The sequence below is a fragment of the Sinomonas cellulolyticus genome (assembly GCF_014656475.1).
In the GTDB taxonomy this organism is placed as follows: Bacteria; Actinomycetota; Actinomycetes; order Actinomycetales; family Micrococcaceae; genus Sinomonas; species Sinomonas cellulolyticus.
On record NZ_BNCM01000005.1, the window covers coordinates 156,319 to 174,660 of the forward strand.

General features: G+C 70.8%; 19 protein-coding genes. 10 read left to right on the top strand and 9 right to left on the bottom strand.

The features are described from left to right. Positions 1-20: 20 nt before the first annotated feature. From IE231_RS08130 to IE231_RS08140, 3 genes are all read left to right on the top strand, one after another. On the top strand, positions 21-644 hold the full coding sequence (locus tag IE231_RS08130; protein WP_236662616.1) for a carbonic anhydrase: 624 nt from the start codon (positions 21-23) through the stop codon (positions 642-644). Positions 645-692: 48 nt separating this feature from the next. Beyond that, the gene (locus IE231_RS08135) at positions 693-2,132 is read left to right on the top strand and encodes a class II fumarate hydratase (protein ID WP_189693439.1); all 1,440 of its coding nucleotides are present in this window, start codon (positions 693-695) and stop codon (positions 2,130-2,132) included. 155 nt (positions 2,133-2,287) lie between these two features. Next, entirely contained in the window at positions 2,288-2,797 is a 510-nt protein-coding gene (locus IE231_RS08140; RefSeq protein WP_189693440.1) for an NUDIX hydrolase, read from the top strand. Between the two features lie 12 nt (positions 2,798-2,809). Here the strand turns inward: IE231_RS08140 and IE231_RS08145 are convergent, their stop codons facing one another. Beyond that, positions 2,810-3,322 carry a prepilin peptidase gene (locus IE231_RS08145; protein WP_189693441.1) on the bottom strand — a complete coding sequence of 171 codons (513 nt, stop codon included), beginning with the start codon at positions 3,320-3,322 and terminating at the stop codon, positions 2,810-2,812. 18 nt (positions 3,323-3,340) lie between these two features. Here IE231_RS08145 and IE231_RS08150 point away from each other — a divergent pair, with 18 nt between their 5' ends. Next, entirely contained in the window at positions 3,341-3,805 is a 465-nt protein-coding gene (locus tag IE231_RS08150) for a GNAT family N-acetyltransferase (protein WP_229866587.1), read from the top strand. Here the strand turns inward: IE231_RS08150 and phoH2 are convergent. Continuing rightward, positions 3,802-5,097 (bottom strand): RNA 5'-3' helicase PhoH2, encoded by a 1,296-nt coding sequence (gene phoH2, locus IE231_RS08155; protein WP_189693595.1) that lies wholly within the window; start codon positions 5,095-5,097, stop codon positions 3,802-3,804. The genes IE231_RS08150 and phoH2 overlap by 4 nt on opposite strands. Positions 5,098-5,382: 285 nt before the next feature. Between phoH2 and IE231_RS08160 the strand changes: the two genes are divergently transcribed. Beyond that, positions 5,383-6,045: a GntR family transcriptional regulator gene (locus IE231_RS08160; protein WP_189693443.1), complete on the top strand. Its 663-nt coding sequence runs from the start codon at positions 5,383-5,385 to the stop codon at positions 6,043-6,045. A gap of 68 nt (positions 6,046-6,113) precedes the next feature. On the opposite strand, the gene IE231_RS08165 is transcribed toward IE231_RS08160, so the two are convergent. Next, positions 6,114-6,875, bottom strand: coding sequence for an isoprenyl transferase (locus IE231_RS08165; RefSeq protein WP_189693444.1), 762 nt, complete (start codon positions 6,873-6,875; stop codon positions 6,114-6,116). Between the two features lie 104 nt (positions 6,876-6,979). On the opposite strand from IE231_RS08165, the gene trhA reads away from it, so the two are divergent. After that, positions 6,980-7,663, top strand: a complete 684-nt coding sequence (trhA, locus tag IE231_RS08170) for a PAQR family membrane homeostasis protein TrhA (RefSeq protein WP_189693445.1) — start codon at positions 6,980-6,982, stop codon at positions 7,661-7,663. Here trhA and IE231_RS08175 read toward each other — a convergent pair. Then, the gene (locus tag IE231_RS08175) at positions 7,652-9,910 is read right to left on the bottom strand and encodes a thioredoxin domain-containing protein (RefSeq protein ID WP_189693446.1); all 2,259 of its coding nucleotides are present in this window, start codon (positions 9,908-9,910) and stop codon (positions 7,652-7,654) included. The two genes, trhA and IE231_RS08175, sit on opposite strands and share 12 nt — an antisense overlap. 61 nt (positions 9,911-9,971) lie before the next feature. Between IE231_RS08175 and IE231_RS08180 the strand changes: the two genes are divergently transcribed. Continuing rightward, positions 9,972-10,502, top strand: a complete 531-nt coding sequence (locus IE231_RS08180) for a hypothetical protein (protein ID WP_189693447.1) — start codon at positions 9,972-9,974, stop codon at positions 10,500-10,502. Further along, positions 10,499-12,643 carry a bifunctional polysaccharide deacetylase/glycosyltransferase family 2 protein gene (locus IE231_RS08185; protein ID WP_189693448.1) on the top strand — a complete coding sequence of 715 codons (2,145 nt, stop codon included), beginning with the start codon at positions 10,499-10,501 and terminating at the stop codon, positions 12,641-12,643. Before IE231_RS08180 ends, IE231_RS08185 begins: the two co-directional genes overlap by 4 nt. 97 nt (positions 12,644-12,740) lie before the next feature. Here the strand turns inward: IE231_RS08185 and IE231_RS08190 are convergent, their stop codons facing one another. Then, the gene (locus tag IE231_RS08190) at positions 12,741-13,082 is read right to left on the bottom strand and encodes a hypothetical protein (protein WP_189693449.1); all 342 of its coding nucleotides are present in this window, start codon (positions 13,080-13,082) and stop codon (positions 12,741-12,743) included. Positions 13,083-13,120: 38 nt separating this feature from the next. Beyond that, complete coding sequence (gene mca / locus IE231_RS08195; RefSeq protein ID WP_189693450.1) at positions 13,121-14,026, bottom strand: mycothiol conjugate amidase Mca; 906 nt, start codon at positions 14,024-14,026, stop codon at positions 13,121-13,123. An 18-nt stretch (positions 14,027-14,044) separates the two neighbouring features. On the opposite strand from mca, the gene IE231_RS08200 reads away from it, so the two are divergent. Next, on the top strand, positions 14,045-14,461 hold the full coding sequence (locus tag IE231_RS08200) for a DUF4307 domain-containing protein (protein ID WP_189693451.1): 417 nt from the start codon (positions 14,045-14,047) through the stop codon (positions 14,459-14,461). Between the two features lie 181 nt (positions 14,462-14,642). Further along, positions 14,643-15,140, top strand: coding sequence for a transcription elongation factor GreA (greA, locus tag IE231_RS08205; RefSeq protein WP_189693452.1), 498 nt, complete (start codon positions 14,643-14,645; stop codon positions 15,138-15,140). Positions 15,141-15,256: 116 nt separating this feature from the next. Here greA and IE231_RS08210 read toward each other — a convergent pair whose 3' ends face one another. The 3 genes from IE231_RS08210 to IE231_RS08220 are packed head-to-tail and all read right to left on the bottom strand — an operon-like array spanning position 15,257 to position 18,338. Beyond that, on the bottom strand, positions 15,257-15,871 hold the full coding sequence (locus IE231_RS08210; protein WP_189693453.1) for a rhomboid family intramembrane serine protease: 615 nt from the start codon (positions 15,869-15,871) through the stop codon (positions 15,257-15,259). An 11-nt stretch (positions 15,872-15,882) separates the two neighbouring features. Next, the gene (gene ilvA, locus IE231_RS08215) at positions 15,883-17,136 is read right to left on the bottom strand and encodes a threonine ammonia-lyase (protein WP_189693454.1); all 1,254 of its coding nucleotides are present in this window, start codon (positions 17,134-17,136) and stop codon (positions 15,883-15,885) included. Positions 17,137-17,147: 11 nt separating this feature from the next. Then, the gene (locus tag IE231_RS08220) at positions 17,148-18,338 is read right to left on the bottom strand and encodes an AI-2E family transporter (RefSeq protein WP_189693455.1); all 1,191 of its coding nucleotides are present in this window, start codon (positions 18,336-18,338) and stop codon (positions 17,148-17,150) included. Positions 18,339-18,342 lie beyond the last annotated feature (4 nt).

Sequence of the window (18,342 nt, forward strand, 5' to 3'; positions counted from 1 at the left end):
CTGGCCGGCTCCGGCGTAGAATGCGGCGCGTGCCTCATTCTCTGACTCCAGCCCAGGCGTGGCAGATGCTGCGCGACGGAAACCAGCGCTTTGTGGATGGTGCGAGCATCCACCCGAATCAGGACTCCGCCCGGCGCAGCGAACTGGTCAACGACCAGAACCCCGTGTGCGTCATCTTCGGCTGCTCGGACTCGCGTCTGGCCGCCGAGATCATCTTCGACCTCGGCCTCGGCGACGCGTTCGTGGTGCGCTCCGCCGGCCATGTCCTCGACGAGGCGGTGCTTGGTTCGCTCGAGTACGCCGTCGAGCCCCTCAACGTCCCCCTCATCGTGATCCTCGGCCACGACTCGTGCGGCGCGGTCACGGCCAGCGTCAACGCCTACGAGACGGGCGAGATGCCCCAAGGCTTCGTGCGTGACCTCGTCGAGCGCATCATGCCCAGCGTGCTCACCGCGCAGCGCCAGGGGGTGACCGACGTCAACGGGACCGTCGTCGAGCACGCGAAGCAGACCGGACCGCACCTGCTCGAGACGTCGCAGATCATCGCGAAGGCCGTGGAGGAGGGCCGCACGGCCGTCCTGAGCGTGTGCTACCACCTCGCCGAAGGCAAGGCCGAGCTCGTCTCGCACGTCGGCCAGATCTAGTCGTCACCGGTTCGAATCCGCCCGTCGCAGGGGTCTAATCTGGGAGCCATGACTGACTCTGCAGTGCAGGCCCCTGCCACGGAATACCGGATCGAGCACGACACGATGGGCGAGGTGCGCGTCCCCGCATCCGCCCTCTACCGTGCCCAGACGCAGCGCGCCGTCGAGAACTTCCCGATCTCGGGCAAGACGCTCGAGCGCAAGCACATCGAGGCTCTCGCGCGCGTCAAGAAGGCCGCCGCGCGCGCCAACGAGGACCTCGGCGTGATCGACGGTGATCTCGCGGATGCGATCGCCGACGCCGCTGACCGCGTCGCCTCGGGCGAGTTCGACGAGCACTTCCCGATCGACGTCTTCCAGACCGGCTCGGGCACCTCGAGCAACATGAACATGAACGAGGTCCTCGCCGAGCTCGCCACGCGCGCCCTGAAGGACGCGGGCAGCGACAAGGTCGTGCACCCGAACGACCATGTGAACGCCTCGCAGTCCTCGAACGACGTCTTCCCGACGTCCGTTCACGTGGCTGCCACCAACGCGCTCCTGAACGACCTCATCCCGGCACTGACCTACCTCGCCGCGTCCTTCAGCCGCAAGGCCGACGAGTTCAAGGACGTCGTGAAGTCCGGCCGAACTCACCTCATGGACGCCACGCCGGTCACGCTCGGCCAGGAGTTCGGCGGGTACGAGGCGCAGGTCCGCTACGGGATCGAGCGCATCGAGGCCTCGCTCCCCCGCGTCGCAGAGGTCCCGCTCGGCGGCACCGCGGTCGGCACGGGTATCAACACCCCGGCGGGCTTCCCGCAGCGGGTCATCGAGCTCCTCGCCGAGGACACCGCGCTGCCGATCACCGAGGCGCGCAACCACTTCGAGGCGCAGGCGAACCGCGACGGCCTCATCGAGGCCTCGGGCCAGCTGCGCAACATCGCCTACTCGATCATGAAGATCGCCAACGACCTGCGCTGGATGGGCTCGGGCCCCAACACGGGCCTCGGCGAGATCGCCCTCCCGGACCTCCAGCCGGGCTCCTCAATCATGCCGGGCAAGGTCAATCCCGTGATCTGCGAGGCCGCGATCATGGTCGCCGCCCAGGTGATCGGCAACGACACCACGATCGCGCTCTCCTCCACCAATGGGGCCTTCGAGCTCAACGTGGGCATCCCGGTCATGGCCGCCAACCTGCTCGAGTCGATCCGCCTCCTGTCGAACACGGCCCGCGTCATGGCGGACAAGATGGTCGACGGCATCACCGCCAATGTGGAGCGGGCGCGCTTCCTCGCCGAGGCCTCCCCCTCGATCGTGACGCCGCTGAACAAGTTCATCGGCTACGAGAACGCCGCTGCCATCGCGAAGAAGGCCGTCAAGGAGGGCCTCACCATCCGGGAGGCGACCGTGGCGCTCGGCTTCGTCGGCGAGGGCGAGGGCAAGGTCTCCGAGGCCGATCTGGACAAGGTCCTCGACGTCACCACGATGACGGGCTCCAACAAGTAGGCCTCCCCCGACCGCTTGGGGGGTCACTTCCCGCTTGAGGGGTCACTTCCCGCTTGAGGGGTCACCTTGGTACGCACGACGCCGGCCGTCGCCTCCCGCACGAGGCGGCGGCCGCCGTCGTTCTCGCTCTGTGGGTGCCGCCCTAAGCTGAGTTCATGCCCACTCCCGATTTCATCCTGACCCTGCGCGAGAAGGTCGGGGTCCACCCGCTGTGGCTCCCGGGGGTCAAGGCGGTGGTGACGGATGACGCCGGCTGCCTCCTCCTCGTGCGGCGTGCCGACAACGGACGATGGACGGTGCCGGCCGGGATCATGGAGCCCGGCGAGGAGCCCGCTGCCACGGCGGTGCGCGAGGTGCTGGAGGAGACGGGGGTGGACGTCATAGTGACCCACCTCGCCGGCGTCGGTGTGACGGCTCCGATGGTGTATCCCAACGGAGACCACGCGCAGTACCTGGACGTCGTCATGGCGTGCACCTACGTAGGGGGCGAGGCGCGGGTCGCTGATGACGAGAACCTCGAGGTCGCGTGGTTCTCCCCGGACGAGCTTCCTGACCTTCCGCCGCTCCACCGCCGCGCCATCGAGTGGGCGCAGGACCCGGAGCGGCGCTCCCATTTCGTGGACGTGACCCCTCAACAGGGAGGTGACCCCTCAACGGGGACGTGACCCCTCAACGGATCAGGCGGGGAGGGCGAGCGCGAGCACCGCGCCGGCCAGCATGAAGGGGCCGAACGGGATCGCGGACTTCGCCGTGCCCCGGCGGCTCACGATGAGTGCCACCCCGAACAGGCCCCCCAGAAGGAACGCGGCGGCAGTGGCCCAGAACAGATGGCTCCAGCTCAGGAACCCCAAGTACAGCCCCAGCACGCCCGCCAGCTTGACGTCCCCGAAGCCCATTCCTGCGGGGTAGATCACCCGGAGCACAAAGTACGCAAGCCACAGCACGGCGCCCCCGCCGAGCACCCGGAGTGCCGCACCCAGGTCGAACCCTCCGGCAGCGATCGCCGCCGCCACGGTGAGCGGCACGGCGGTCCAGTAGCTGGGGAGCACGATCCGGTTCGGCAGGAGGTGGCTCCGGATGTCGATGACTGCTAGCCGGGCGGCCATCCACACGAAGTAGCACAGGCATGCCACGACGAGCCAGAAGGCGATCGGGCTGCTCTGCCAGAGCTCCGGAAGGCGATGGGTCACCCTTGGACCCTATCCGACGTGACGGGCGGCCTGATCTGGGAGTGCTGGCTCCGCAGCCAGCCCGAGGACTGGGTGGTCATGTTCGGGATCTTCACGCACGACGGCGCGTTCCTCGGGGCGCAGGACGTGGTCGCCACGGGCTTCCGCGACCTCAGGACGGTCAGCACAGCATCATGGCTGCGCCGTGACGCCCAGGGCCGCGGGCTCGGCACCGAGATGCGGGCGGCGGCACTCGTGTGGGTCTTCGACCACCTCGGCGCGGAGGTCGCCACCACGAGCGCGTGGGACTGGAACGCACCCTCGCTCGGGGTGAGCCGGAAACTGGGGTACCGGCCCAACGGCGAGGCGAGGCGCTCGCCGCGCCCCGGCGTCGTCGAACGCGAACTGCGGTTCCGGCTCCCCCGCGAGTCATTCAGGCGGCCCGAGTGGGAGCTGCGCGTCGAGGGACACGACGCCGCGGCAGCCTTCCTCGGGACCGCCTAGATCTCGGCCCCCTCGAGCAGCTCGGTGACGAGCGCCGCGATCGGCGAACGCTCCGAGCGCGTGAGGGTGACATGCCCGAACAGGGGGTGCCCCTTGAGCGTCTCGACCACGGCGGCGATCCCATCGTGGCGGCCCACGCGGAGGTTGTCGCGCTGGGCGACGTCATGGGTGAGGACGATCTTCGAGTTCTGGCCCATGCGGCTCATGACCGTGAGCAGGACGTTCTTCTCGAGGGACTGCGCCTCGTCCACGATCACGAACGAGTCGTGCAACGAGCGGCCGCGGATGTGCGTGAGCGGCAGGACCTCGATCAGGCCGGCATCCATCACGTGGTCCAGGACGTCCTTGCTCACGAGCGCGCCAAGCGTGTCGAAGACCGCCTGGCCCCACGGGTTCATCTTCTCGGCCTCGGACCCGGGGAGGTAGCCGAGCTCCTGCCCGCCCACCGCGAACAGCGGCCGGAACACGACGACCTTCTTGTGCTCGCGCCTCTCCATGACGGCTTCGAGGCCCGCGCACAGCGCGAGCGCGGACTTGCCGGTGCCAGCCTTGCCGCCGAGCGAGACGATGCCCACGGCCGGATCCATCAGCAGGTCTATCGCGAGCCGCTGCTCCGCAGATCTGCCGTGCAGACCGAACACCTCGCGGTCCCCCCTCACGAGCCTGACCTGCTTGTCCGCCCCGACGCGGCCCAGCGCCGAGCCGCGCGGGGACAGGATCACGAGGCCCGTGTTGACGGGCATCTCCGCCGCTTCGGGGATGAAGGCCGGCTCGTGCCCGTAGAGCGTGGCCACCTGCTCCTCGGTGGTGTCCACCTCGGCCACGCCGGTCCATCCCGAATCGACGATCTGCTCATTGCGGTACTCATCGGCGGCCAGGCCCATGGCGGAGGCCTTGACCCGCAGGGGGAGGTCCTTCGAGACGAGCACCACCGAGCGGCCCTCGTTGGCCATGTTCTGGGCGACGGCGAGAATGCGCGCGTCGTTGTCCCCGCTGCGGAACCCCGCGGGCAGGACATCGGCCGAGATGTGGTTGAGTTCAACGATCAGCGTGCCGCCCACCCCGCCGCCGTCCGTCTCGAGCGGGACTGGACTGTTGAGGCTGCCGTGCTGGATGCGCAGGTCATCGAGGAGCCGCAGGGCCTTGCGGGCGAAGTACCCGAGCTCGGGGTCGTGGCGTTTGCCCTCGAGCTCGGTGATCACGACGACGGGGATCACCACCTCGTGCTCGGCGAAGCGCAGGAGGGCCCGCGGATCTGACAGCAGCACGGACGTGTCCAGGACGTAGGTCATGCGCTGCTCCGCGTGCTGCGCTGAGTCCTGCTGGGCGGCGCCCGCCCCGGTCGTCACGTCGTTGGTCGTCACGTCGACTCCAGCCCCCGGGCGTATCCCCCGGCTTGCTCCAGTTCCGTCCGGCTCGGCCGTGAGGCCGGACCGGCCTCCCTGGAGCTGCTGTGACGCAACGTCCATATTCGGCCTCCCCGCATCGGGGGCGAATGCCTCCGATGCGGCCAATGTACGCCGGGTCACATGACGGCACGGTGACATCGAGGGGAGTGTCCGGTAAATGAAGACGCTATGAGCTTCGGTCCGCCAGCCCTACAGCCCGCCCACAGCGCCGCAGACCTGGCCCATGGTGCCCTGGCCGCGCGGATCATCTCCGGCAGCCTCGCTCCGGGCGCCGTGCTCACCGAGGGCAGTCAGTCCGCCGAGCTCGCGATGAGCCGCACACCGGTCCACAAGGCGTTCCTCCGGCTCGCCGCGGAGGGCCTCCTGCGGCTCCGCCCGCACCAGGGCGCCGTGGTGACCGCCGAGGATGCCCGGACCACGCATGAGCTTCTCGAGGCCCGCATCATGCTCGAGTCGGAGTCGGTACGGGCGTGCGCCGCCTCAGGCTCGGAGGCGGCAGCTGCCGCGGACCTGGACCCGCTGCTCTCGGCGCAGGCCCAGGCATTGCGCAGAGGGGACGCCCTCGGCTTCGCCGCTGCCGACCACGCCTTCCATGCGAGGATCGCCGCAGCCTCAGGCAACGCCCTCGTGGAGGCCTTCTACGGGCAGATCCGGCCGCGGCTCGAGCGGATCACCCGTGCAGTGGTGCTCTCGGGGCAGGCTGACCTTGCCCGGTTCCTCTCGGACCACCGCCGGCTCGTGACCTTCCTCGAACGCGCCGACGCGGCACGCTATGCAGTGCTCCTGCGCGCGCACGTCGGCTTCGACGGCCCAAAGCCCTCCGGCTCCTGATCTCCGCTCCTCCGGAGCTGCCACAGCATCCTCCGTCACCGCCCGCCGTCGTGCGCGCGACCCTTCGGCTACGCGCCGAAGCGGCGCTGCCGGCCCGCGTAGTCGCGCAGCGCCCGCAGGAAGTCGACCTTGCGGAAGGCGGGCCACAGGGCCTCGCAGAAGTAGAACTCGCTGTACGCGCTCTGCCACATCAGGAAGCCGGAGAGCCGCTGCTCGCCGGACGTGCGGATCACGAGGTCCGGGTCCGGCTGGCCGGCGGTGTAGAGGAAGCGGGAGATGTCGTCCACGTCGAGGCGCTCGGCGAGGGCGGCGATGTCCTCACCGCGGGCCAGAGCGTCACGGAGGAGGTTGCGGACGGCGTCGACGATCTCGCGGCGGCCGCCGTAGCCGACGGCGACGTTGACGTGGAGCGGCTCCGACGGGCTGGGCTTGTGGGTGAGGCGTGCGAGCCGCTCCGCGAGGTGGTCGGGGAGGATCTCCGGTGCGCCCATCGCGTGGACAGAGACGTTGGGGTCGCTGTCGAGGCGGTCGAGCGTATCGGCGATGATCTCGGTCAGCTCGGAGAGCTCCTCCGTCGATCGGCTCAGGTTGTCCGTGGAGAGCATGTACAGCGTCACGACGCGGACGCCGAGCTCACGGCACCAGCCGAGGAACTCGTGGATCTTGTCCGCCCCGGCGCGATGGCCCTGGCTGGTGGGTGCGTTGAACTGCCTCGCCCAGCGGCGGTTGCCGTCCACCATGACGCCGACGTGCCTCGGGATGCTCGCCGGGCTCAGCGAGCGCTGGAGCCGGCGCTCGTAGAAGCCATAGAGGAAACCGGGCAGTTCCATGCCCCTCCTGCCCGTCGAATCCGCTGCTGCCCCTCTAGGCTACCGCAGCGCCTCCGAAGGCTACCGCTCAGTAACCTACCGAGAGGTAAGTTAGAATGGAGCGTATGCAGCAGTCCGTCGTCATGCGTGCAGAACTCCTGTCCATCAAGCCGTCGTGGCGTGGATGGATCCATGCCGCGGCCGCTCCCCTCGCCTTGGCGGCGGGGATTGTCCTGGTGGTGCTGGCCCCCGGCGCCGACCGGAAGCTTGCGAGCGCCGTCTATGCCCTCACCGGCCTCCTGCTGTTCTCGGTGAGCGCCGTCTACCACCGCGGCAACTGGACCCCCCGCGTCAAGGCGACGCTCAAGCGGCTCGACCACACGAACATCATGCTCGTGATCGCCGGCACCTACACGCCCCTCTCCTGGGTGCTCCTCCCGCGCCCGACGGCGGTGCTGCTCCTGACGCTCATCTGGGCCGGTGCCCTCGCCGGCGTCGCCTTCCGCACGCTCTGGGTCGGCGCCCCGCGGTGGCTCTACGTGCCCATCTATGTGGTGCTCGGCTGCGCCGCGCTGCTGTTCCTGCCCGAGTTCTTCGCCGCGAGCGTTCCCGCTGCGATCCTCATCTGCATCGGCGGCGCCCTCTACATCGCCGGGGCCGTCTTCTACGGCATCCGCCGGCCCAACTTCTCCTACCGGCACTTCGGCTTCCACGAGTTCTTCCACGCGTTCACGGTCGCGGCATTCGCGGTGCACTTCATCGCGATCATGCTCGCCGTGCTCGGGATGCCGCCCGTCTCAGCGGCCTGACGCCTCGAGCTGCTCGCGCAGCTCCTCGGGCGTGCCCACCGGCAGCTGGCACGTGAAGTTGCGGCACACGTAGGCGAGCGGGCCGCCGTCAGCCGCGGCTGGGCGGCCCTCGAGCAGCGGCACGGCGACGCGCACGACGCCGGGCCGCCCGCCGTCCGCTTCCCCGGCGCCGTCCGCTTCCCCGGCGCCGCGGCTCGGGCTCCCGAGCGCCACGACGAGACCCGGACTGGCGGCGAGCAGGGCCTGGCCGTGCAGGGTCCTCGTCTGGCTGCCCCTCTCCCCCTCGAACGGGCCGACCACGGCCACCTCGAGCGGCCCGGCGAGGGCCGCCTCTGCCACCGCAAGCAGCCAGCCTGCGGAGCGAGGGCCCTGCCCCACCAGGACTGGCAGTGCTTCGAGGATCGATTCAGCCACCGCGCGGGAGTCGGCCGAGCCGGTGTACGCGGCGTGGGTGAGCATCGCGCCGGCGAGGAGGGAAGCGCCGCTGGGCTGCTCGGCATCGTGGGGGTCGAGGCTGCGGGAGCCGGCCAGCGCGGCCCGCACCCCGGGCGCCGGGGGCGTGCGGGGGGCGGAGTCCGCGGAACCGTGCTGCTGTGGGCTGCCTCCGGATCCAGCTGGCCCGTCGGATTCGACCGCCTCGTCGGACAGCAGCCCGTCCGCGACGAAGCGTGCGCGAGCAGCGCCGAGCAGGTCTTCGGCCCACGCGAACCACCGCGGCTCCCCCGTCGCCGCGTAAAGGGCGAAGGCCCCCTCCGCGCATCCGGCGTAGTCGGCGAGCATGCCCTCGATCCCCGCGGCGGCTCCCTCATGCGAGACCCGCCGGAGCGTGCGCCCGTCCCAGTGCACGTCCTGCAGGAGTGCCGCGGCGCTCTTGGCGGCGTCGAGCAGCTCGGGCCGGAGGAGGGCCGTGGACGCGTCCGCGAGCGCTGCGACGGCCAGGCCGTTCCATCCCGCCACCACCTTGTCGTCGCGGGCCGGCGCCTTCCTCAGGGCCCTCGCGTCGAGCAGCGCGGGACGGTGCTTCGCGAGGAGGGCCCGCTCGTCTGGGCCCAGCTCGGGGCCGCCATGCAGAGGTCCCGCGGAGCCCGTATGCTCGCCCCCGCGGAGGCCGAACGCGGAGACCAGGCGTGCGGCGTCGTGCGTGGTATCCGTCGGCGTGCCGCCGCTGCTCCCCAGCGCGTGGGCGAGCTCGGCCCGGGTCCACACGTAGTAGCCGCCCTCCACGTGGCGGCCGCCGCGCTCGGAGTCCGCGTCGAGCGAGGACGCGAAGCCTCCGCCCGGAAGGCCGAGCTCGCGCATGAGCCAGTCGGCGGTGAGGGACGCGGCCTCGCGCGCCTCCTGCGCGTCGAATTCGGGCGATCCGCCGAGCCGCACCCAGTGGGCGAGCACCCGCAGCAGCTGCGCGTTGTCGTAGAGCATCTTCTCGTAGTGCGGCACTGACCAGTCGGCCGTGACGGAGTACCGGGCGAAGCCGCCGCCCAGCAGGTCGAAGACCGCCGAGCGGCACATCGCCGCAAGGGTTCGGCCCGCGAGCCCCTGCGCTTCGCCAGCGGTGTCGGCGCTCCCGGCGGCGTGCCGGATGAGGAACTCGACGACGGGTGAGGGCGGGAACTTCGGCGCCCCGCCGAACCCGCCGTGGTCCCGGTCCTCTGTCTGTGCCAGACGCACGACGGCGCCGCCGGTCACCTCCGCGAGGGCGCCGGCGTCGTGCCCGTCTCCGGGGCCGACGCGCAGCAGCTGGTCCGAGAAGAGCCCGCCGAGCGCTTCGGCCAGAGCAGCTGCCTGCCGCTCGACGGCCGGCCGGCGGTCCCGCCACGCCTCGTCGACGGCGTCGAGGATCTGCCGGAAGCTCGGCTGGCCCGGGCGCGGAGCGGGAGGGAAGTACGTCCCGGCGTAGAAGGCGCGGCCATCCGGGAGGGCAAAGATGCTCAGGGGCCAGCCGCCCTGGCCCGTCATCGCCTGGCACGCGGCCATGTACGCGGAGTCCACGTCCGGCCGTTCCTCGCGGTCCACCTTGACGCTCACGAACCGTGCGTTGAGTGCCTCGGCCGTCGCCTCGTCCTCGAAGGACTCATGGGCCATGACGTGGCACCAATGACACGCCGCGTAGCCAATCGAGACGAAGAGCGGCACGTCTCGGCGCGCGGCCTCCTCGAACGCCTCCGGCCCGTAGGGCTGCCAGTGGACGGGGTTGCCTGCATGCTGGCGCAGGTAGGCCGAGGCCTGCCCGGCGAGGCGGTTCTCCATGCCCACGAGTCTGCCCCTTTGGCAGGCCGATGGCGACAGGACGTCCTAGAATGGGCTACCGATGGCTTCTCCTCCCACGAGTACTCCCAGTCGGCGCGCGCTGCGACGGAATGACGCACGCCCCGTCTTCGTCGACGCCTCCGGCGGGAAGCTGCGCATGATGCGGCTCCTCGGGGCTGTGACCCTGCTGGTGGTGGCGGCCTATCTCGTGGCCGTCGGCGTGGCGCTCCTGAGCGACGGGCCGAATGCAGCCGCCCCGTCCCTCCCCGACATGTCGCGGCACACCGCGGCACCCGTTCCGCCTCCGGCGTCCGGCGGGGAAGGGGGTCCCACCCCCGCGGTAATCCCGACGGCAGCCCCGGCCAGCGTCGCCGAAGTGGCAGCTCGTGCACAGGACCCCGCAGCACCCGCACCGGGCGCCGCAGCCCCGGCCGCACCCGCTCAGCCAGCCGGTACGGCGCCGGCCGTTGCACCGGCCGCGCCGGCGCCCACGGCGGCCGCACCAGCGCCTGCGACCGCCGCCGCGCCGGTGAACGGCAACGCCACCGCCCCGGGCCAGACCCGCCGCGCGACCCCCACCACGCGCCCGTGACGGCGAAGCGGACCAAAGCCCGGTCCGGGAGCGTCAGGGCCCACTGGGTGATCCTCGCGGCCTTCCTGGCCGCGCTCGCGCTGGCCCTCGGCGTGCAGGGGTACACCCAGCACCTGGCCGGGATCGGCGACGACTCGGTGGCCACGTCCGGCAGCGCAGACGGCGTGCCTCCAGCCGTCCTAAACGGCGGTCCCGTCATCGACGCCCGGTCCGCGACCGTGCGCACCGCCCGCCCGCCCGAGCGCACGCTCGCGCTGACGTTCGACGACGGGCCCGACCCCGTCTGGACGCCGAAGATCCTGGACGTCCTCAAGGCCCACCACGTGCACGCGACCTTCTTCATGGTCGGCACCGCCGCGCTCGACCATCCCGATCTCGTGCGCCGGGTAGTCGCCGAGGGGCATGAGATCGGCCTGCACACGCTCAGCCACGTGGACCTGGGCACCGTCCCCGAGTGGCGCCGCAACCTCGAGGTCGAGGGCGTCCAACGCGCACTCTCGGGCATCACCGGACAGACGGCGACCCTCCTGCGCCCGCCGTACAGCTCCGAGAACGCCGCGGTCACCTCCGGCGAGTGGACCTCGATCAAGGCCACTGCGGGAGAGGGCTACCTGACCGTGCTCAGCACCGTGGACAGCCGCGACTGGTCCCGTCCCGGTGCTGATGCGATCGAGAAGAACCTCGTCCCGCAGGGCACCCAGGGGCAGGTCCTGCTCATGCACGACGGCGGCGGCGACCGGAGCGAGACCGTCGCCGCACTGGACGCCACGCTCACGCGCTCGGAGGGCCAGGGCTACCGGGTCACCACCGTCGGCGACGCGCTCGGCATCACGAGCATGCGCCCGGCTCCCCCATCCGAGCGGCTCGTCGGGACAGCCTTCGTGTGGGGCATGCAGGTCAGCGGGGCCGTCGTGGAGGCCATCGGGTGGCTGCTCGCGGCGAGCGGCGTCGTCACGCTGGCGCGCGGCGTCCTCGTCGTCGCCGTCGCCTCACGCCACCACCGGCTCGCGCGGAGGGCCCGGCGTCGCCGGGACGTGCCCCTCCGGGCCGAGGTGACCGAGCGCGTCACCGTCATCGTCCCCGCCTACAACGAGGCGGCCGGGATCGAGGCCGCGGTCACCTCGATCGCGGCGTCCACACATCCCGTCGAGGTCATCGTGGTGGACGACGGCTCCACGGACGGCACCGCGGACATCGTCGAGGCGCTCGCCCTCCCGGGCGTCGTCGTGATCCGCAAGGAGAACGGCGGGAAGCCCTCGGCGCTCAACGCGGGCCTCCGCGCGGCGTCGTGCGAGATCGTCGTCATGGTCGACGGCGACACCGTGTTCGAGCCGGGGACCGTCCACGCGCTCATCCAGCCCCTCGCGGACCCCCGGGTCGGCGCCGTGTCGGGGAACACGAAGGTCGCCAACCGCGGTGGCATCCTCGGTGCCTGGCAGCACATCGAGTACGTCGTCGGCTTCAACCTCGACCGCCGCCTGTTCGACCTCGCCGAGTGCATGCCCACGGTGCCGGGGGCGATCGGCGCGTTCCGCCGCGATGCACTCCTGCGCGTGGGCGGAGTCAGCAATGACACGCTCGCCGAGGATACGGACCTCACCATGGCGCTCTGCCGCGCCGGGTGGCGGGTCGTCTACCAGGACGACGCGAGGGCCTGGACAGAGGCCCCTGCGACCCTGGGCGCCCTGTGGAAGCAGCGCTACCGGTGGTGCTACGGGACGCTGCAGGCCATGTGGAAGCACCGGGGCGCAGTCGTGCAGGGCGGACAGGCGGGCAAGCTCGGCCGGCGCGGGCTCGGGTACCTTCTCGTGCTGCAGGTGCTCCTGCCGCTCTTCGCCCCGATCGTGGACGTCTTCGCCGTATACGGCCTGTTCTTCCTCGACCCGTGGAGGATTGCCCTGCTGTGGCTCGCGTTCATGGGCGCCCAGCTGGCCATGGCCGCCTATGCCTTCAGGCTCGACAAGGAGCGGCTCGGTCCGCTCTGGGCCCTGCCGCTGCAGCAGGTCGTGTACCGGCAGCTCATGTACCTGGTGGTCATCCAGTCCGTTTTCACGGCGCTCGCGGGACTGCACCTGCGGTGGCACCGGATGGAGCGCTACGGAAGCCTCAGCGTCCCGAGACCGCGCCAGCCGACGCACTGATCAGCTCAGGCACGGGCCGGCCCAGCGCAGCGCCGGCACTTCTGGCGCCGGCACTTCTGGCTCACCTTCTTGCGGCTGCCTCAGAGGGGCGGCGCCCTTACTTGCGGCCGTTGCCTGTCCCGTGGTGGTGGTCCTCGCGCGCCGTCTCCTCGGCAGCGGCGTCGTGAGCGCCGGAGCCTTCGGAGGGTGCCTCGTCGGGGGCTCCCAGGCCCGCGTCGTCCTGCTCGGCGCGGGTCTCCTCGACCTGGGCGCGGTACCGGATACGCCGCAGGCGCCGCACCATGTCGACGATCAGCAGCATCGTGAGGATGACGACGAAGGCCGTCGCAATGAAGCCCCAGGTCCCGGGCGTGATCATGTCCTCGCTGAGGCCAGGTCGCAGCGTTCCCTCAGGCGAGGGCGCGGGCGTCTGGGCAAGGGCAACGAGGAAACTCTGCACCGGACTATCCTACCGGGGCCACGGAGCCCCTCAGCGCGCTACCGGAGCCCGGCGAAGAGGTCCCGCTCCACGTCGCCCTCGGCGGGCCGGCCCACGCTGGAGTCGATGAGCGAGAAGTCGTCCCAGGGCCATTCGCGCTGCCTCAGGGCCAGGGGGACCGCGAAGAACCAGCCGTCAGGATCGATCTGGGTCGCGTGAGCAAGGAGGGCGCGGTCGCGGACGTCGAAATACTCGGCGCATTCGATCTGGGTGGTCACCGGGTGGCGGGAGGTCCACGGCCGGTGGCCTTCGGCGTCGTTCTCGCTCGCGCGGGCAATCCACTCGGCGAAGGGCGAGGCCAGGCCCGCAGCCTCGAGCGCGTCGTGGATCCGGCGCGTCTTCTCGGGGTTGAACGAGACGTCGTAATAGAGCTTCGAGGGCTTCCAGGGCTCGCCTGCGTCGGGATACGCGGCGGGGTCGCCCGCTGCCCGGTAGGCCTCAACGCCCACCCGGTGCGCCATGATGTGGTCTGGGTGGGGGTAGCCGCCGTTCTCGTCGTAGGCCACCACGACGTGGGGGCGGAACTCGCGCATCAGGCGCACGAGGGGCGCAGTGGCCTCCTCGATGGGCAGCGTGGCGAATGAGCCCCAGGGCAGTGGCGGGAGCGGATCCCCTTCCGGCAGCCCCGAGTCGGTGAACCCGAGCCAGCGGTGCTGGACTCCCAGGACCTCCTGCGCTGCAGCCATCTCGAGACGGCGTGCTCCGGCCATGTCCCGCTTCGGATGCGGGGCATCGAGGATGTGGGGATTCTGGATGTCGCCCCGGGATCCGTCGGTGCACGAGACTACCATCACCTCGTGCCCTTCCGCCAGGTACTTGGCCATCATCGGCGCGCCCTTGCTCGACTCGTCGTCGGGGTGGGCGTGCACGGCGAGGAGTCGCAGGGCGGAAGGGTTCTCAGGCACGCCTCCTAGAATAGACGCGTGACTGACTCTCCCGCCCTCGCCGCGCGCTACGGCGCCGCCCGACCGCGCCTGGCGAAGCGGACGGCACGTCTCCTCGTCGTCGCGGCGCTGGTCGTTGCGGTCGCGGTCGCCGGATGGCTGACCTACGTCTCGAACGCGCGCTCGGGTGTGCAGTCCAAGGACGTGGGCTTCTCCACGCCGGACCCGTGGCATGCCGAGATCGACTTCCAGGTCACCAAGGACGCCTCCGCGACGGCCGTCTGCGCCGTGCATGCCCTCTCGCAGGACTTCGCCGTCGTCGGGTTCAAGGAGGTCGAGATCGGCCCGGACGCCAACGGGTCGGGCACGGCCACATCCCTGCAGCGGGTGCCTCTCCGGACGGAGAGCGCTGCGGTCTCGGGGGTCGTGGACTCCTGCTGGCTGAAGGCCTCCTGACCGCGACACGCCGCGCCCGGAGGGCATCCGACTTGGGATCGGTCCCCTCGTTCATTAGAATGTTCTAATACCCATTGCCCCGCCGGTGGTCCAGAAAGCGCTCCCGAGGCATCGCGCCTCATGGGCACGCGCAGAACCGCAGGCGGGGTCTTTGCATGTAAGACGTTGACGAGGAGACCACATGTCCACCACGACCCATCAGGGCGGCGCTTGGCTCACGCAGGAGGCGTACGACCGCCTCAAGGCTGAGCTGGACCACCTCTCGGGCCCCGGCCGTCATGAGATCGTCGAGAAGATCGAGGCCGCCCGGCAGGAGGGCGATCTGAAGGAGAACGGCGGGTACCACGCCGCCAAGGAGGAGCAGGGCAAGATCGAGGCCCGCATCCGCCAGCTCACCGACCTGCTCCGCAACGCCCAGGTGGGCGAGAAGCCCGCGGACGACGGCGTCGTCGAGCCCGGCATGCTCGTCGTGGCGAAGATCGCCGGCGAGGAAGAGCGCTTCCTGCTCGGCTCCCGCGAGATCGCGGACGCCGGCACCGACATCGACATCTTCAGCGAGAAGTCCCCGCTGGGCTCCGCGATCGTGGGCCACAAGCAGGGCGACAAGCTCGCCTACACCGCGCCCAACGGCAAGGAGATCCCGGTCGAGATCATCTCGGCCACCCCGTACAACGGCTGAGAGAACAGCACAACGCACGACGGCGCCGCCCACCTCACGAGGTGCGCGGCGCCGTCGTGCGTCTGGCTGCGCATGTGGCTACTGCGCTGCCGGCTACTGCGCGAGTGCGCTGCTGGCTACTGCGCGAGCCGACCGCGCGGCCTCAGCAGGACCGCCGCGACGACTCCTCCCGCGAGCCCGAAGAGGTGGGCCTGCCACGAGATGCCCCTTCCCACCGTCGGGAGCGCCCCGAACAGCACGCTCCCATAGACCCCGAACAAGACGAGCGCGAGCAGGATCTGCCACCAGCTGCGGTTCAGGAAGCCCCGGACCAGGAGGAAGCCGAACAGGCCGAAGATCACCCCGGACGCCCCGACCGTCACCGAGGGGTAGCCGAGCAGGCTCCCGCCGAAGAGCCAGACCCCGATTCCGGAGGCCAGCCACGAGAGGGCAACGGCCGTGAGGAACTGCCTCAGCCCGGCGAGGAACGCCAGAAATCCGAAGATGAAGAGCGGAAGCGTGTTCGCCAGGAGGTGGCCCCAGCCTGCGGAGTCGTGCACGAGGGGCGAGGTGAGGATGTCCGGCAGGTTGCCGACGTCCCGTGGACGAATTCCCAACGTGCGGGACAGGAGGCCGAGCGTGGCCATGTTGACGAGCTGGACCACGTACAGCACCACCGTGACGGCCGTCATGGTCGCGAGCCCGGCCCGCGCGCGCCCCGCGAGCTCGTTCCTTGACCCCGGCGCACGCATGGCGGGCGGCCTCAGACGTGGATGACGATGGGCTGGAAGCCTTCGGCGCGCAGGGCGCGCAGCACCTGGTCCGAGTGCTCGTGGCCCTTCGTCTCCATGTCGATCGTGATCGCCACGTCGCCCATGGCAATCGAGCCTCCGACCCGCGTGTGGTCCACACCCGTGACGTTGGCGTCGTTCTCGGCGATGATGCGGGAGATCGTGGCGAGGGAGCCGGGGCGGTCGTCGAGCATCATGCGCACCGTCAGGAAGCGGCCAGCCGCGGAGAGGCCGCGCTGGATGACCTTGAGCATGAGCATCGGGTCGATGTTGCCGCCCGAGAGGATCACGACGGTCTTGCGTGCATCGATCCCGAGTTCGGCGAGCTTGCCGTCCAGCAGGGCCGCGACCCCGACCGCGCCGGCGGGCTCCACGACGAGCTTAGCCCGCTCGAGCAGGAAGATGAGGGCGCGGGCGAGGGAGTCCTCGCTCACAGTCACCACGTCGTCGACGAGCTCGCGGATGATGCTGAAGGGGATCTGGCCGGGCAGGCCCACCGCGATGCCGTCGGCCATCGTGGCGACCTTCGGCAGCGGCACGACGGCGTCCGCCGCGAGCGAGGGCGGGTACGCCGCGGCGTTCTCGGCCTGGACGCCGATGACGCGGATGTCGCGGCCCAGCTCGGCCGCCTTCGCCTTCACGGCGACCGTGACCCCGGCCAGGAGGCCGCCGCCGCCGACGCCCATGATGACCGTGTCCACCTCGGGGACCTGCTCGAGGATCTCGAGGCCGATCGTGCCCTGGCCGGCCACGACGTCTGCGTTGTCGAACGGGTGCACGAACACCGCGCCGGTCTCGTCCGCATAGCGCTTCGCCTCGGCGAGGGCCTCGTCCACGTTGTGGCCGTGCAGCACGACCTCCGCCCCGTGGCTGCGGGTGGCCTGGAGCTTTGGCAGCGCGACGCCGAGCGGCATGTAGATCCGGGCGCGGATGCCGAGCCGCTTCGCGGCCGAGGCCACGCCCTGGGCGTGGTTGCCTGCCGACGCGGCGACCACGCCGCGGCGCTTCTCCTCCTCGGACAGCCGCGCCATGCGCACGTAGGCACCGCGGACCTTGAACGAGCCGGCGCGCTGGAGGTTCTCGCACTTGAAGTAGACCTCGCCGCCCACGGTCTGTCCCAGGGCCCGGGACTGCTCGATGGGCGTCCTGGCGCTAATGCCCTCGAGCAGCTCCTGTGCGGCAAGAACGTCGTCGAGCGTCACAGCGAGTGTCGAGAGGGCAGTCATTCTCAGTGCTCCTAGAGGGCTTCAGGGGATTCCGGGGCCAGCCCGGCCTCGTCCGGCTGGGCCGGTGCCCTTCCAGTTTCCCACGAGTTCTCCCACGATCGGGCCGCGATGTACCGAACCGCCGAGTTCGTGACGGCCAGGGTCGGCACAGCGAACAGCGCTCCCGCGATGCCGGCGATGTAGGAGCCGGCCGCGACGGCGAGGATGACGGCCACCGGGTGGAGCGCGACGGCTCGGCCCATCACGAGGGGCTGGAGCACGTGCGACTCGAGCTGCTGGACGGCCACGACGATGATGAGCATGATCAGGGCGTTGACGAGGCCGTTTGCCACGAGCGCGAGCAGGACGGCGACCGCGCCGCTGAGGAGGGCGCCGACCACGGGCACGAACGAGGCCACGAACACGAGGATGCCCAGCGGCAGTGCCAGCGGGACGCCGAGGACCGCGGCGCCCACACCGATGCCCACCGCATCGACCGCGGCCACGAAGACCTGGACGCGCACGTAGCTCACGAGTGAGGTCCAGCCCCTCCGGCCAGCCCCGTCCGCCGCCGGGCGCGCCTGCCGGGGAAGGAGTCCCACGAGGAAGGTCCAGATGCGCTCGCCCTCGAGGAGGAAGAAGACGAGGACGAAGAGCGCGATGAGGGCACCTGTGATGAAGTGCCCTGCTGAGGAGCTCACGCTCAGGACGCCGTTGAGGAGCGTGCTCTGGTTGGTCTCCAGGAGGTTCTGGGCGTCCTTGATGTACGTCTCGAGCTGGGAGGACGTGAGCTGGAGCGGCCCCTCAGCGAGCCACTTCTGGACCTCAGCCAGGCCCTGAAGCGCCTCCCCCCACAGCTGCGCGAAGCCCGAGGAGATCTGGCGCCCCACGAGGGTCAGGAGCCCCGCGACGACGGCGATGAAGCCCAGCTCCGTCACCGCGACCGCCAGCCCCTTCGGCACGCGGGCACGTCGCAGCCACGCCACGACCGGGTTCAGCAGCCCCGCGAGCAGCGCCGCGACGAGCACGGGGATCACGAGGAAGCTCAGCTGCGCGAGCCCCCACGCGACGGCCCAGCCCACCACGAGGACGATGGCGATGCGCCAGGACCACGACGCGGCGACCCGCAGGGCGAAGGGCAGATCGGAGTCAGTGACGGGACGCGTCGGCCGGGGCGGCACGGGACGATGGCCGGGATGGGGTCCTGCTGGTGTGGGCTCCATGGCC